This window comes from Proteiniphilum sp. UBA5384 (assembly GCF_002410825.1).
In the GTDB taxonomy this organism is placed as follows: domain Bacteria; phylum Bacteroidota; class Bacteroidia; order Bacteroidales; family Dysgonomonadaceae; genus Proteiniphilum.
On record NZ_DHOS01000010.1, the window covers coordinates 236,689 to 251,464 of the forward strand.

Below are 14,776 nucleotides of genomic sequence, written 5' to 3' on the forward strand. Positions count from 1 at the left end.
ATCATCTATTTTATCAGGTAAACCAACGTGATGGCCGCCTTGGTCGGTCCATAATAATTCTTCGTTTCGCTCGACATCTTCTCTCCGCATTTCCTGCACTCGAACTTGTCATATTTTAGGTGGTTGTATCCGGCTCCCACCTCGAACTCGAGGTTGAAACGCCTGTTCAGGATCAGGTTGTAGCCATAGGATATGCCTACCCCAATTGTATTGCCCTGATAACGGTATTCCTTGTGTATCTTCCCATTGAAAAACAGAGGGATGTCGTGGCCGCTTATGTTGTATTCTCCATACATGGTGTGAATACCCGTGAAATGACCGTTGAAGCGCTCGCAGAACCAGTAACGGAACGCCGGCTCGACAAGCCAATGCGCCAATTTCTTGTTGCTTGTTTCCGAACCGTTGACCTTCCAGCCGTTGTAGGAGCCGAATAATTCGAGTGACGTTTTCGGACCCACTCCATACTCTACTGCCAGGTTGGGCGTCAATGCCGGAATACCATATAGCAGGTTGGTCTTCACTGCCAGTTGGTCCTGACTGATTGCCGGAATACTCATTGCTACGAATGCAACGAATAGAATTGAAAGATGCCTGATCATTCTTTTTACTTTTCGTTTGATGGAATTTATTTTGTACTTCTGTACCGCTGTAATTTTTAAAAATCGCTGTTTATCGCACGAAAAACAGTCTCTTTTATTGCACAAGACCGACTATCGTACCTCTATATATATTTACAACCTATACGGTGGGCTCTCATTTTACAATGTATCACTATCACACACAATTATAAAATGAAGGTGTTTAATCACTCTAAACACTCTAATCCGCGCACTGTATAGGTAATTTCTGTATCCAATATGGATAGCAACCTTATATTAAGGGTTGAATTAACGCCACAAAACTATTACAAAATGAAAATCTAAAAAAAAAATCACATACTCACCGGATACTCATTTTTGTAAATATCTGTGTAAGTGTGTGATAATGTGTGTTTGATTGTTCTGTTTATTGAGTTTATCCTGCGGGAACCTATTGAAAAATTTCGTTGAGCCAGATATTTATATCAATATCAGTGGCGATACCCAATTTTTTCCGGAGTCTGTATTTCCTATTCTGGACAGTACGTACGGAACGGCAGGTACAATCGGCGATTTCTTTGGTGGTAAATTGAAGGTATATAAGGGCCAGTAGTTGTAGTTCAGTTAATTGAAGTTGAGGGTGATAAGTCGAGATGGTGGGTGCAAATTCGGGATAGATCTCCTGGAACCGGACCATAAACGACGGATCATTCTTCCTGGCAAGCTGCACGATTTCTGCCAATGATTCATTCACCTTTATTGTAAGCGTTTGTATTTTTTGTTCCTGCTCCTTTGCTTTTTCCTGTTCCTGATAATAATTTATCTTTTTTTGTCTCATGAAGAACAAGATAAATATGATTGCCGTCAATAATAAAATCATAACAGTCCCCAGTAGTAGTGATTTTTTTCTTTGTGCCTGTTTGATTTCTTTTTCTTTGGATATCAATGTACTAAGTATGTTTTGGGCGGTGTTGAGCTTTTCATTGTCTAACTCTTTTTCCACGATCAGGTTCTTTTTTTCATATTGACGGGCGGTGATTGTGTCGTTGAGGGACAAATAAATGTCGGATATTTTTTCATAGAGTAAAGGATATTCAGCTTTCAGGCCGGTTTCCCCGAGGTTATCCAGCGCCTTGTCGTAATAGTACAATGCTGAGTCAACATTGTTTGTCTGTAAGAATATGTCACCTTTATAGGTATAGGTTCTGGAAAGGTAAGGATAATTATATTTACCTGCCACGGCGAGAGCTTTGTCGAAATATATCCTTGCCGAATCATATTGCTCGTCATCCGCCTTGAATCTTGCCATCGACGTGTAGGCATTGACAAGGATAGTATAAATGCGGGATTCTTCCATGACGTTTAATAACGCTATTTTTTTTTGGGTATAAAAGAGTGACGAATCAGGACGTTCTATAATTCTATATAGGTGTGCCAGATTTTCATAGGCGAGTGCCGTTAAAAATTGTTGCTGCTCCCGTTGTTTTATCTTTTTTACATAGGCGAGGCCGTTCAGGAATTCCTCTTTTGCCTTTTCCTGCAATCCCAGATATGAATATATGCGGGCTTTTATTCGCATGAATTCGGACTTCAGTTTGGGATCTCCGTGTACATATTTTTCTCCATATGAAATGTATTCCATTGATTTGAAGTAGTTTCCCGTGTCATGTAAAGTCAGGGAAATGTAAAAACAAGATTCTGCTATCCCCTTACTATAACCACTGGATTGAGCTGCCGCCAGTGCCTCTAAAGAATACTTGAGGCTATTATTCGGGTCAATCGATGAATTATAATCATAAGCGAGATCGAGGAGGCTGTCTATTTCTTCTATTTCGGCAAGTGACGGCTTTTGGGACATGGAACAGCCGGCAATTAACAATAACGACATTGTGAGCAGCAAGATTCCTTTCATTTATTCGAATGATTTGATTAAGACGGATAATTACACCTGTAGTGATTGCGATAAAATATCAAAAGTTACAAATAGAAGTAATTAAGAGGAATTACTGGGTAAAAGTAGATACTCATTAGATACTCTATTGTTCGAAATACCTTGTCCGGCCTTTCGTTAGAGGGTGTTCCTTAAACTTTTCAGGTCAATTTTAGTAATCACTCTGGCGAAGGAGGCAGGACGACCAATTCTCATTTTAAGTTGCGGGTCACATAAAAAGCGTGGATCCTACAACTATCCGCCGCGAGGTACTGGAATACCCAAGAGGAAACAGGAGTAAGTCCACGCTATACGTACGTTAAGCAAGCGCATAACGAGTTTACCCGTTTTGCCGAGTGCAAAAACGTTTAATGTAATTAAACGTATAGTATGAAATTGCTGTTTCCCCTTGCCTTGCAAATTTCCAGTTTTCGCGGCAGGTCAGCGCATAAGTGTATCATGAACGGAATCCAATACCGTTCTGTACAACTCAAATTATTGCAAATTTAAATAAAAAGTCGGTATTTTATTCACAAACGATAAAAAATCAAACTCTTAGCCTTTATGTGTAAACCCTAAAACCGTGAAACATCCGTAAGAATGAAATATATTTATTATTTTTGTATGGGTGCTTTATTTGTTTTTAAGAATATACAAGTCTGCCAAAATTAGAATCTCCACAAGCTATTGAAAATAATAAATATGAAACTAAAAACTCCCGGGTCTGTCGTTAAGGCCCATGATATAAACCGGTTCAGGTTCCGTGATACTCCCTTTGTGAAATTGATGAACAAACGGATTTACAATATCCTGATGGTAGCCTCGCGGTATGACATGTTTATCCTCGAGGATGACGGCCGGGTGGATGAACAGATATTCAATGAGTATACCTCGCTCAATCTCCGTTATCCTCCCCGGTTTACACAGGTAGGCAATAGTAAGGAGGCTTTGGCGGAACTCAAACAAAACCATTACGAACTGATTATTTGTATGCCCAACATGGATAACAGCGATACCTTCGATCTGGCAAAACAGATGAAGGCACGTTATCCCGATATTCCGGTGGTATTGCTTACGCCTTTCTCCAAAGCAGTTACACAATCATTGGGTAAATCGGATCTGAGCGGAATAGATTATGTATTCAGTTGGCTGGGCGATACCGACTTGCTGTTGGCCATCATCAAGATCATTGAAGACCGGATGAATGTGGAGCATGATGTTAAAACCGTGGGTGTACAGACGGTTATGCTGGTGGAAGATTCTGTCCGTTTCTACTCGTCGGCATTGCCATTGCTTTATAAGTTTGTGTTGAGTGAGTCGAAGGAGTTTTCGAAGGAGGCGCTCAACGACCATTTGCGGATGCTCCGCATGCGTGGTCGGCCCAAGATTTTACTTGCCCGTGATTATGAGGAGGCGGTCACCTATTATAAAAAATATGGAGACAATATGTTGGGTGTGATCAGCGACATGAGCTTCAATGTGGATGGAGAGAAGGATAAGGTGGCCGGGAAGCGGTTGGGGGAATGGATCAGGAAAAAAGATCGTTCTATCCCGATTATTTATACTTCTTCCGAATCGGACAACCGACAGTATGCTGCTGCGGTAGATGCGGTATTTATCGATAAGAATTCCAAAACGTTTCCACAGGATCTACGTAGGGCAATCAAAGAGAATCTTGGCTTCGGTGATTTCATCATTACTGATCCCAATACCAAACAGGAGATCTTCCGTATCAAAAACCTGAAGGAACTGCAGATGAACATTCGCAATATTCCTGATGACGCTTTATATTATCATCTTTCGCGGAATCATTTCTCAAGGTTTTTTTATTCCCGTGCCATGTTTCCCGTGGCGGAGATGCTCAAGAAAATTGATGTCTCGGAATACGCCAATATGCACGATGCCCGTGAGCTTATTTATGCCACTATCGTACAGTACCGGCGTATGAAGAACACCGGTGTGGTGGCTGTCTTCGAGAAAGACCGGTTCGACCAGTATTCCAACTTTGCCCGTATCGGAGAGGGATCGCTCGGGGGGAAGGGGAGAGGCCTGGCTTTTATCGGTTATATGGTAAAAACACACTTGGAATTGAACAACAATCATAATTTTCCTGTCACTACGCCCAAGACAGTAGTGCTTTGTACTGATATCTTCGATGAATTCATGGAAGCCAATAACCTTTATCCGGTTGCCCTTTCGGAATTGGAGGACGAGATGATACTGAAGCATTTCCTTGCCGCCAAACTTCCGAAGCGGTTGGTAAGTGATTTTCTCGTGTTTTTTGAAGCCATAGAAACACCTATTGCCATCCGGTCCTCCAGCTTGCTCGAAGATTCGCAGTACCAGCCGTTCGCAGGAATCTATTCCACTTATATGATTCCTTATGTGAATGATAAATATGAAATGGTGCGCCTGCTCAGCAATGCTATCAAGGCTGTGTATGCTTCGGTGTTTTATAAGGATAGCAAGGCTTATATGGCTGCCACGCAGAACCTGATCGACCAGGAGAAGATGGCGATCGTGTTGCAGGAGGTGGTCGGTTCACAATATGGCAACCTTTTCTATCCCGCCATTTCGGGGGTAGCCCGCTCGCTTAACTATTATCCCATCGGTAATGAAAAACCTGAAGATGGTATAGTGAATATGGCCTTCGGCTTGGGAAAATATATTGTGGACGGTAATACGGGGCTCCGTTTTTCTCCGCTCCATGCTTCCAATATCCTGCAACTGAGTTCGCTTGATCTGGCGTTGAGCGATACCCAGACCCGCTTCTACGCACTCGATCTCCACTCGGAGATAAAGGACTTTATGGTGGATGACGGCTTTAACCTCCTGAAACTTCGTCTCAAAGAAGCGGAAAAGGAAGGCCCGCTCCGGTATGTGGCGTCCACTTACGACCCTCAGGACCAGCTTATCCGTGATGGTTATTATGAGGGAGGGCGTAAGATCATCTCTTTCGCCAATATCCTTCAGCATGGGATGTTCCCCATGTCGGAGATATTGGATAAAATCCTGCGGGCAGGACAAAAAGAGATGGGCCGGCCGGTGGAAATTGAATTTGCAGTGGATATTACAGAACAGCAGTTTGCCTCTTTTTATGTATTACAAATCCGTCCCATTGTGGACAATAAGGAAGTGGTACATGAGAACCTCGATGAGGTGGCGCAAGCCAATACCATCCTGTTTTCGAAAAATGCCCTCGGCAATGGAATATCTAACGATGTGCATGATGTGGTGTATGTAAAGACGACGGCTTTTAATGCTTCGAAGAACTCGCTGATAGCCCGTGAGATCGAGTCGTTGAACAGCCGGTTTGCGGCAGATGGTACCAATTATGTGCTAGTCGGACCGGGACGCTGGGGTTCTTCCGACCCTTGGTTGGGTGTCCCGGTGAAATGGCCGCATATCAGTCAGGCGCGGGTCATTGTGGAATCGGGAATGGAGAATTATCGGATAGAACCCAGTCAGGGAACCCATTTTTTTCAGAACCTCACCTCCTTTGGTGTAGGATATTTTACAGTGAATCCTTTTGCGGAAAACGATGGTTTTTTTGATGAGGAATTTTTGAATGCGCAGTCAGCAGTATACGAGACCGAATTTATCCGGCAGGTGCATTTCGAACAACCTGTTATCATCAAGATAAATGGTAAAAAAAGGATGGGAGTGGTAATGAAACCCATACCAAGCAAGGAGTAGAGTAGATGCTCTCCTAAGTGTTCCCGTTAACTGTGGATTACGGATATTGCAAATATTCACATCCATAGATAGGGGGATTCTTGCTTTTTTGTTACTATAGTAATATATGATGAAAGCTGCTACATGACCGAATTTGTGAAATATTGAATAGGAAGAATCCGGAAATACGATTATTGTTAGATCTTATTGCTATGGATGATTCTCAACCCGCCTTAAGATCTATTTATATGGCCTATTGTCGCCCGATAATGAGGTATATAAGTTTCTATGTGAAATCGGAAGCTGATGTGCAAGAGTTGGTTTCTGATGTTTTTCTTGTCGTGTGGGAAAACCGTAAAGAGCTTCCGGCGATTAATAATTTCAATTCCTATATTTATAAGATATCAAAATACAAAGCACTAAATTGGCTAAGAAGCCAAAAAATAATGAATGTTGATCTGGAGAATATTCCAATTGAAATATTTGCCAATACCTGTACTACTCCTGAAGATGATTTGATATCGGAAGAAACTGTCAACCATATCAACAACGCTATTGAAGCGCTTCCCTCCAAATGTAAGCAGGCGTTCAAACTTGTGAGGGAAGATAAGATGAAATATCGGGATGCTGCAGAAGTCTTGGGTATATCTGTCAAGACATTAGAAAACCATTTAGCCTTAGCAGTAAAAAAAATTCGTTCCAATCTGAAATAATTTTATTTTCCAATAGGGGGATTTTCTTTTTTTTGCGACTTAATAAGTAAGGAACTGAAGTATGGAGAAAAAAGACATAGAGCATATTATCGCAAGATACTTATCGGGAGAAGCTGCCGGAGAGGAAATGATGACTCTCATGGAGTGGCTGTCTGCCGATGAAGATAACAAAACAGAATTCCGTAAGATACAGTCATATTGGAATGCGGAGATCTCTATGCATAATCTCGAGTTTATTCCGGATTTTGAAAATTTGAGATACAAAATAGAACAGTCTGAAGTACAGAAAAACAGGAATGTATTATGGCTCCGACCCGCACTCGTTGCAGCCGTATCAATTATAGCTGTGATAATTATATCTCATCTTATGCTGAAAATGGATAACGATGAAGTATTTACTTACATTACAGGCAGTAGCATCTCTGATTTTGTTTTACCCGACGGTACGCAGGTCGCATTGAATAAAGATAGTAAACTTACCTATAACGAATCGTTTGGCAGGAATAACAGGATAGTATCCCTTGACGGAGAGGCATATTTCGATGTTGTACATGATATGAAACAACAATTTGTAGTAAATGCGGGAGATGCGAAAATAACTGTTTTTGGAACAGTATTCAGCGTGAAGAGCAAGAAAGGAGAAGACATTCTTAAAACATCGTTGATTGAAGGCAGTGTGAGATTTGAAACACCGGATCAAACGATCTTACTGACTCCCCATAAACAAATCTTATACAATACACATCTTAAGGAAGTAACCGTTGAAAAATTTGATCCGGAAATTGAGGTGGCCTGGAAAGATAATCTGATAAAATATAAATCTGTTTCTTTCTCAGAGCTTATTTCTCTGCTTCAAAAGCATTATGAGGTAAATATAGTACTTCCATCAGAAGAACTCAAAATTTCGAAATTGACAGGAACCATTGATGCCGGTCAGAGCATTAGTCAAATATTGGATATGATGAAGAATAATATAAATTTTGAATGGAGAAAGGAGAATGAAGATTATATGATAATTTATTGAAGAATATTTAATTTTTTATTATAGTTATTGTGCATAAAACACACATTTTATCAATTTTATATATAAATACATGAAAAGTAGCGACAAGAAAAACGGTTTCCTATTGGGGAATCTTAAAAAATTTCCATGTTCTGTGAAAATTACATTTATTATTATGCTTGTCGGTGTGTTGCAGTTACACGCCGAAAGTGCTTATAATCAAAATGCAAAACTGTCTTTGGACGTGAAGGCGCAACCGCTGACCGAGGTTTTCAATCTGATTGAAAAGGAGTCGGGTTATTTATTTAACTATCTCGATACAGATGTAGCGGGGATAAGTGTGAGTGTGAATGTGAAAAATGGGGATATAAGAGATGTGCTTGCACAAGCTTTGCGTGATACCAATCTTACATACTCCATAAATAACCGTCACATTACGATAGTAAGTAAAGAAGGAGCGGAAAAGCAGTTTGCTTTTCGTAATCCTGAGCAAGAACAGAAGAAAGCCATTCTGGGTACCGTCGTTGATATGGAGGGTGAGCCGGTGATTGGTGCCAATGTGATTGAAAAAGGAACCACGAATGGTACAGTAACTGATCTTGATGGGAAGTTTTCATTATTGGTTGCCAATAATGCCTCTATCCAGATATCTTTTATCGGATATTTTACAAAAGAAATTTCGACCACAGGTAAGGTGTCGATTGATATCGTTTTGGAGGAAGATACAAAATCATTGGAGGATGTGGTGGTCGTAGGATATGGTGTTCAAAAGAAAGCCAGTGTTATTGGAGCGATATCAAGTTTGTCTCCCCAAAATGTCAAAGCTCCGGTGGCAAAAATCTCTTCTCAGTTGGCGGGACAATTATCTGGAGTTTTGGCGGTTCAGCGCTCTGGAGAACCGGGAAGTAGTTCAACGTTTTGGATCCGAGGTATCAGTACTTTCAGTGGAAGTGGAACGCCTTTGGTGCTTGTTGATGGTATTGAACGGGGATTGGATCTTGTTGATCCGGAAGATATTAAGGAATTGTCTATTTTAAAAGATGCGGCAGCTACGGCTATTTACGGTGTAAGGGGAGCGAATGGCGTTGTTCTTGTAACCACACGATCGGGAGCGGAAGGCAAACCGAAAATATCCTTTAAGTTTGAACAAGGAATAGTTTCCCCAACCCGTGTTCCTAAAATGCTAAATTCAGTGCAGTATGCAGAGATGTATAATGATGCGGCGGGTTATCCTTATTATACTCCTGAAGTAATAGAACACTATAAGACAGGTTCTGATCCGGACCTTTATCCGAATGTAAATTGGGTGTCGGAACTCTATAAGAAAAACTCATCCAACTCCCGTTTGAATGTAAATATTTCCGGAGGTGCTAAGACTGTAAGGTATTATGTTTCCGGAAGCTATTATGGGGAAAATGGTCTTTTTATTGCTGATAACATGAAAGAATATAATACGGCTGTTAATTATCGACAGTATAGGTTCCGGTCTAATATAGATATAGACTTAGCGAAACATACGACGGTAAATGTCAATCTGGCTACATCTTTTGAGAAAAAGAATGAGCCGGGAACAGGCTCCGACACTATTTGGCAATATGCTCTGCAAACTCCCTCAAATGCTTTTCCTATGGTTTACTCTAATGGATATTTACCCGGTCCGGGAGCACAACAAGGTTATAATCCTTATGCACTGCTTACTCAGACAGGCTATGTAGAGAAGTTTTGGAATAATGCACAATCACTTTTTGGCATCACACACGATTTTAGTGATTATCTAACTAAAGGGCTTAAGGCAAATGTGAAATTCTCATTCGATGCATTGAACTATAGTAGTCTAAGCAGGACGAAAACAGCAGAAGAGTGGATTGCCAATCGTAATGCTGAAGGAGAACTGGAATATAATCAATTGGTAAAAGGAGCTGAATCTTTGACTTATTCAGAAGGAAAAAGCGGTAGACGATTAGTATATTTAGAAGGGTCTTTAAGTTATGCACGTACTTTTGGGATCCATAGTGTTTCTGCTTTATTTTTGTATCAACAATCTCAACGGAACAATGTGGGTGTCAGCTCTTCTGTAGATGCTTTGCCTTATCGTAATCAAGGAATCGCAGGACGTTTGACGTATGACTATGATCAACGATATTTTATAGAGGGAAATTTTGGATACAATGGCTCTGAAAATTTTTCCAGGGGAAAAAGATTTGGGCTATTTCCTTCTGTGGCAGTCGGTTGGGTAGCTTCCAACGAGAAGTTCTTTCAGCCATTGACAGATGTAGTTGATTTGTTGAAATTTAGAACATCCTATGGTCTAGTAGGGAATGACCAACTCGGAGCAAATCGCCGATTTATTTATCTTCCCACCATTGAGGCAGGTGGTAGCTATTCATTCGGTGAATCTGCTACTTCTTATTCAAGCATACGTCTTGGAGATTGGCCAAATGAGAATGTTGGCTGGGAGACTTCCCGCAAATTGGACGTAGGAATTGAGTTGTCTCTATTCCAAAAACTAAAAGTACAGGGAGACTATTTCAGAGAGTCGAGGAAAGGTATATTCCTGGAAAGGAAAGCGATCCCTAGTTATGTGGGATTAACCAATACTCCATGGGTGAATATTGGTAAAATGAGAAATAGTGGAATGGATGCTTCCGTGGAATATCGGCAAAAATTTGGAGATTTCGATATTATAGCCAGAGGAAACCTTACCCATGCCCGTAATGTTATTCTCGACCAGGATCAACCCGATTGGGCTTATCTATATCAAAACAGGACAGGGCAGGCCAGGTATCAGTCATTTGGATATGTAGCTGCCGGACTATTTAAAGACCAACAAGATATTGATTCTTGGGCAGATCAATCCACTATCGGGGGAGCTCAGCCGGGAGATATAAAATACTTAGACCTGAATGGAGATGGGGTAATTGATAGTTATGATCAAAAAGCAATAGGTTTTACCAATGTACCCGAAACGGTATATGGTTTTGGAGCGTCAGTCAATTGGAAAAACTTTGATTTAGCTGTCTTTTTTCAAGGAAATGCCAATGTGCAATTCACTACACGTTCTAATATGACCCAGGCGTTTATTAGTGCTAACATGAACCAGTCTAATGTGTTTTCTGACGTGTATAATAATTATTGGACACCTGAACGGACTAATGCAAAATATCCCCGGCTGACTACAGCACCAAATGCAAATAATAATGTTGCATCTACCTTTTGGCTTGTAAATGGTTCTTATTTACGTCTTAAAAACGTCGAATTTGGATATACATTGCCCCCTACTATTACAAAGCGTTTATATATCAATAATTTAAGAGTTTATCTTTCAGGAGTCAATTTGTTGACATTTAGTAAATTCAAACTCTGGGATCCCGATTTGCAGACCGGAGCCACTACTTATCCTTTGACTCAGGTTTATAATATCGGCTTATCCGTAAATTTTTAATTAAAACACATACTTATCCTATATGATATGAAAAAAATAAGATTGTTGATAATTTCGATTTTTATTGGTCTCTTAGCGAGTTGCGATGCTTATCTGGACCGACAGCCGGATGATCCCATGACTGCGGAGAATATCTTTTTGAAATATGAAACTACTTTAAAGTATCTGGTCAATGTCTATTCATGGACACCAAATGAGTCTGACTTGTCCGGACAGGTACTGCATGTCGCAGGAAGTTCGGATGAATGTTCTGTCGCTTATACCGGTCGTTACTTCGGAATGTACAACCGGAATATGATTTCTGCGGATACTTATGGAACCCATAGGGCTAACACCTATGATAATTATTATAAAGGAATACGTGAGGCGACTTACTTCATGCAACATATCAATGACGTACCATCTACAGAATTGAACGATGAAGAAAAGAAAATCTGGTATGCCGAGGCACGCTTTTTAAGAGCCTATTATTATTTTATGATTATGCGTTTTTATGGTCCCGTTATTCTTTTAGGCGATGAGATAGTCGATTTCACATCAAGTACTCTTTCCGAAAAGGATAGAAGTCCATGGGATGAATGTGTAAATTGGGTAGTCAGCGAATTAGATGCGGCAGCATTAGACTTGATGGATGAACAAACCAGTACCCAGTGGTGGGGAAGAGCAACCAAAGGTGCTGCTATGGCTGTAAAAGCCAGATTGTTATTGTATTCTGCTCGACCCTTATTCAATGGTAATCTGCTATATAATGGCATAATAAATAAAGATGGAGAGCCACTCTTTAGTCAAAGTAAAGATATTTCCAAGTGGGAACTTGCAGCCAAAGCTTCAAAAGATATTATCGATCTTGGTCGGTATGCTTTGGTGAACGATCCTGCAGCTACACCACTTACCAATATCCACAATGTGTTTATTGTGAGGAACAATCCGGAATTAATATATACATCGGAAAGAGGCGCTTACGCTACAAGAGTTTCCGTTACGCCTGCAAATATTGGCGGCACAAGTTATGGAGGGGTGGGGCCTACTCAAAAATTGGTGGATGCATTTGCCATGGAGAATGGACGATATCCAATTGTAGGATATACAGATGATGGGGAGGCTCCTATTATCGATTCCGAAGCAGGATATAGTGAAGATGGTTTTTCTAATTACACTAATCCTTTTTTTAATAAAACAGTGAATACGTATAAGATGTACCAGAACAGGGAACCCCGGTTTTATGCCAATGTTTTTTGGAGCGGACAAACCTGGATGGGAGGGTCATTTTCGAAAGCAGATATCCAATTTTACTCGGGAGGAAATGCAGGACCATTAACCAGCCATAACTATTCGTCTACGGGATACTTGGCATTGAAATTTGCAGATATAACCAAGAATACTGTGAATGGTGAGTGGGGTAACATATCTTACCCTTTGTTTAGGTATGCAGAAGTTATTCTGAACTATGTGGAAGCGCTAAACGAATATGACCCGACAAATTCCGATATATTGACTTATTGGAATTTAATTCGCCAACGGGCAGGAGTGCCTAATATAGAGGATGTGTATCCGGAAATAGAGGGTGACCGGGATTTGCAACGAGAGTATATCCATCGTGAGCGACAAATAGAATTATGCTTTGAGAATATACGCTATTTTGATACACGTACATGGATGACTTCGGAGACCGATGATAATGGACCTGTCTATGGTATGAATATATCCCATACCGACCATAATCCGGGAGGCGAGTTTTGGAAGCGAACTGTCGTAGCTGCAGAAGGCGGGTATCCTGGTGTGCGTATTTGGGATAAGAAAAAATATCTGTTGCCAATACATCAAGGAGAATTGGACCGGGTAGATGTTACACAAAATTATGGATGGTAATATAAAAATAAGCATGATGAAAATTAATAAATATATCGCTCTGCTATTATTGGCTTTTACCTTGATATTGGGGTGTGAAAGGCGGCACTTGGAAGACAATTTGCTTGAGTCTACGGTTTATTTTTCTCGAGGTGGATTGCAGGAAGTATTGTTTTATGATATAGAAGGGACATTTGATTATAACTTTTATGCAGTTAATGCAGGATATTTTCGAGGAACAACCGAAGTGTCTGTCGATAAAGATGTTTCGGGTCTTGATAAATATAATAAAGACAATGAGACCAATTTAAAAGAACTTCCTTCGGATTGTTATTCCATAACAAAAAATAAAGGAATGATCACAGAAAAAGAAGATGCCACTCAATTTACCATTCAGTTTATCTGCGAAAAATTGCAGGCACTGTCCCAAAAAAGCGATTACAGTGATTTGAAAGAATATGTGGTGCCGTTGTTGTTGAGTACAGATGGAGGCATTAAGGCCAGTAATGAACTGAATATGCTCTTTCTTAATCCAAGTATGAAGAAAATGGCTGTCTCGGCAGTTTCTCCCGGTGAAGTGACAGTTACTAAATCCGAAATATCGGGTACGCTTACTTTCGAGTTTCCGGTGAAGACAATGATAGAGAATCAATGGGAAACCACTTTTAGAATTTTGACGGGAGATGAGGCTGTCAATAAGCTGAATAGTACGTTATTGTCGAGGGGAACCCTGGAAGCCTATTCTGCTTTGATGGCAACGCCTTCAGACGCCTATTCAGTGGAGTTTGAAGATATGGCTAAACCTGGTACTTCCACGATAGTGATGACCGTTGATATTGATGCTTCAAAAGTGCCGGATGGATGTTCCTCTATTGTGCTTTGGTTGGATGGCGCTACTGTATTAGGACAGGAAACCGCAGTGGAAGGCGTTCCTTATCTAATTATTCATTTGCAAAACGTAATGCAAGTAAGTACGGCTGGAATTATTTCGATTACAGATGTAAACAGTGATTCTAACTACTTGGGCAAATATCTGGAAAAATATGGATATAACGCTCTTCCTCTCACGGGGTGGACCTTCTCTCCCGAGTCTTATCATGGAAGTACAAATAAAAATGTTTTGGATGGCAAAACCAATACTATCTGGGAGAACCGTTATAATGATACTGCCGGATCGGTGGGACCTAAATCTTCATTGCCGTTTAATGTCATTATTGATTTAAGTGGGCCTCAGACATTTTCAGCCATAGAGCTTTGGAGACGTAGTCACGCAACCTATGTTAGCGACTTAAGGGGCTTTGAAATTTATGTTTCTGATGACAACCAGGCTTGGAGATATGTAACTACCGTTGATTACGGAACAACAAGAGATCAACGGGCTATGTATAATTTCTTCCCGGAGGTAACGGCTCGTTATGTAAACTTATATATGACAAAGAGTAACAGATCGAATGCGGTGTCAATCGCAGAATTATATCTTTGGAATAATTAGGGTTGTAAAAAAGATTCCCTTATTATCGTAAGGGAATCTTTTTTTCGTTTTTGTTTAACATGGGTAAATTGCCTGTTGTACCATGAGTTGCCAAT

General features: G+C 40.5%; 8 protein-coding genes. 6 read left to right on the forward strand and 2 right to left on the reverse strand.

All coding sequences use genetic code 11. The features are described 5' to 3' along the window. Positions 1-5: 5 nt before the first annotated feature. Both B4G81_RS03870 and B4G81_RS03875 read right to left on the reverse strand, forming a co-directional pair. Positions 6-599 carry a DUF3575 domain-containing protein gene (locus tag B4G81_RS03870; protein WP_294080289.1) on the reverse strand — a complete coding sequence of 198 codons (594 nt, stop codon included), beginning with the start codon at positions 597-599 and terminating at the stop codon, positions 6-8. 430 nt (positions 600-1,029) lie between these two features. After that, positions 1,030-2,490, reverse strand: a complete 1,461-nt coding sequence (locus B4G81_RS03875; protein ID WP_294080291.1) for a tetratricopeptide repeat protein — start codon at positions 2,488-2,490, stop codon at positions 1,030-1,032. 720 nt (positions 2,491-3,210) lie between these two features. Here B4G81_RS03875 and B4G81_RS03880 point away from each other — a divergent pair. From B4G81_RS03880 to B4G81_RS03905, 6 genes are all read left to right on the forward strand, one after another. Beyond that, positions 3,211-6,204 (forward strand): PEP/pyruvate-binding domain-containing protein, encoded by a 2,994-nt coding sequence (locus B4G81_RS03880; RefSeq protein ID WP_294080293.1) that lies wholly within the window; start codon positions 3,211-3,213, stop codon positions 6,202-6,204. A 191-nt stretch (positions 6,205-6,395) separates the two neighbouring features. Then, positions 6,396-6,896 carry an RNA polymerase sigma-70 factor gene (locus B4G81_RS03885; RefSeq protein WP_294080433.1) on the forward strand — a complete coding sequence of 167 codons (501 nt, stop codon included), beginning with the start codon at positions 6,396-6,398 and terminating at the stop codon, positions 6,894-6,896. 61 nt (positions 6,897-6,957) lie between these two features. Next, positions 6,958-7,920, forward strand: a complete 963-nt coding sequence (locus B4G81_RS03890; protein WP_294080295.1) for a FecR family protein — start codon at positions 6,958-6,960, stop codon at positions 7,918-7,920. Between the two features lie 133 nt (positions 7,921-8,053). After that, a complete protein-coding gene (locus B4G81_RS03895; protein ID WP_294080297.1) occupies positions 8,054-11,341 on the forward strand; it encodes a TonB-dependent receptor in 3,288 nt (1,095 codons plus the stop codon). Between the two features lie 27 nt (positions 11,342-11,368). Continuing rightward, on the forward strand, positions 11,369-13,210 hold the full coding sequence (locus B4G81_RS03900; RefSeq protein WP_294080299.1) for a RagB/SusD family nutrient uptake outer membrane protein: 1,842 nt from the start codon (positions 11,369-11,371) through the stop codon (positions 13,208-13,210). Positions 13,211-13,223: 13 nt separating this feature from the next. Continuing rightward, positions 13,224-14,681: a discoidin domain-containing protein gene (locus B4G81_RS03905; RefSeq protein ID WP_294080301.1), complete on the forward strand. Its 1,458-nt coding sequence runs from the start codon at positions 13,224-13,226 to the stop codon at positions 14,679-14,681. Positions 14,682-14,776: the final 95 nt, after the last annotated feature.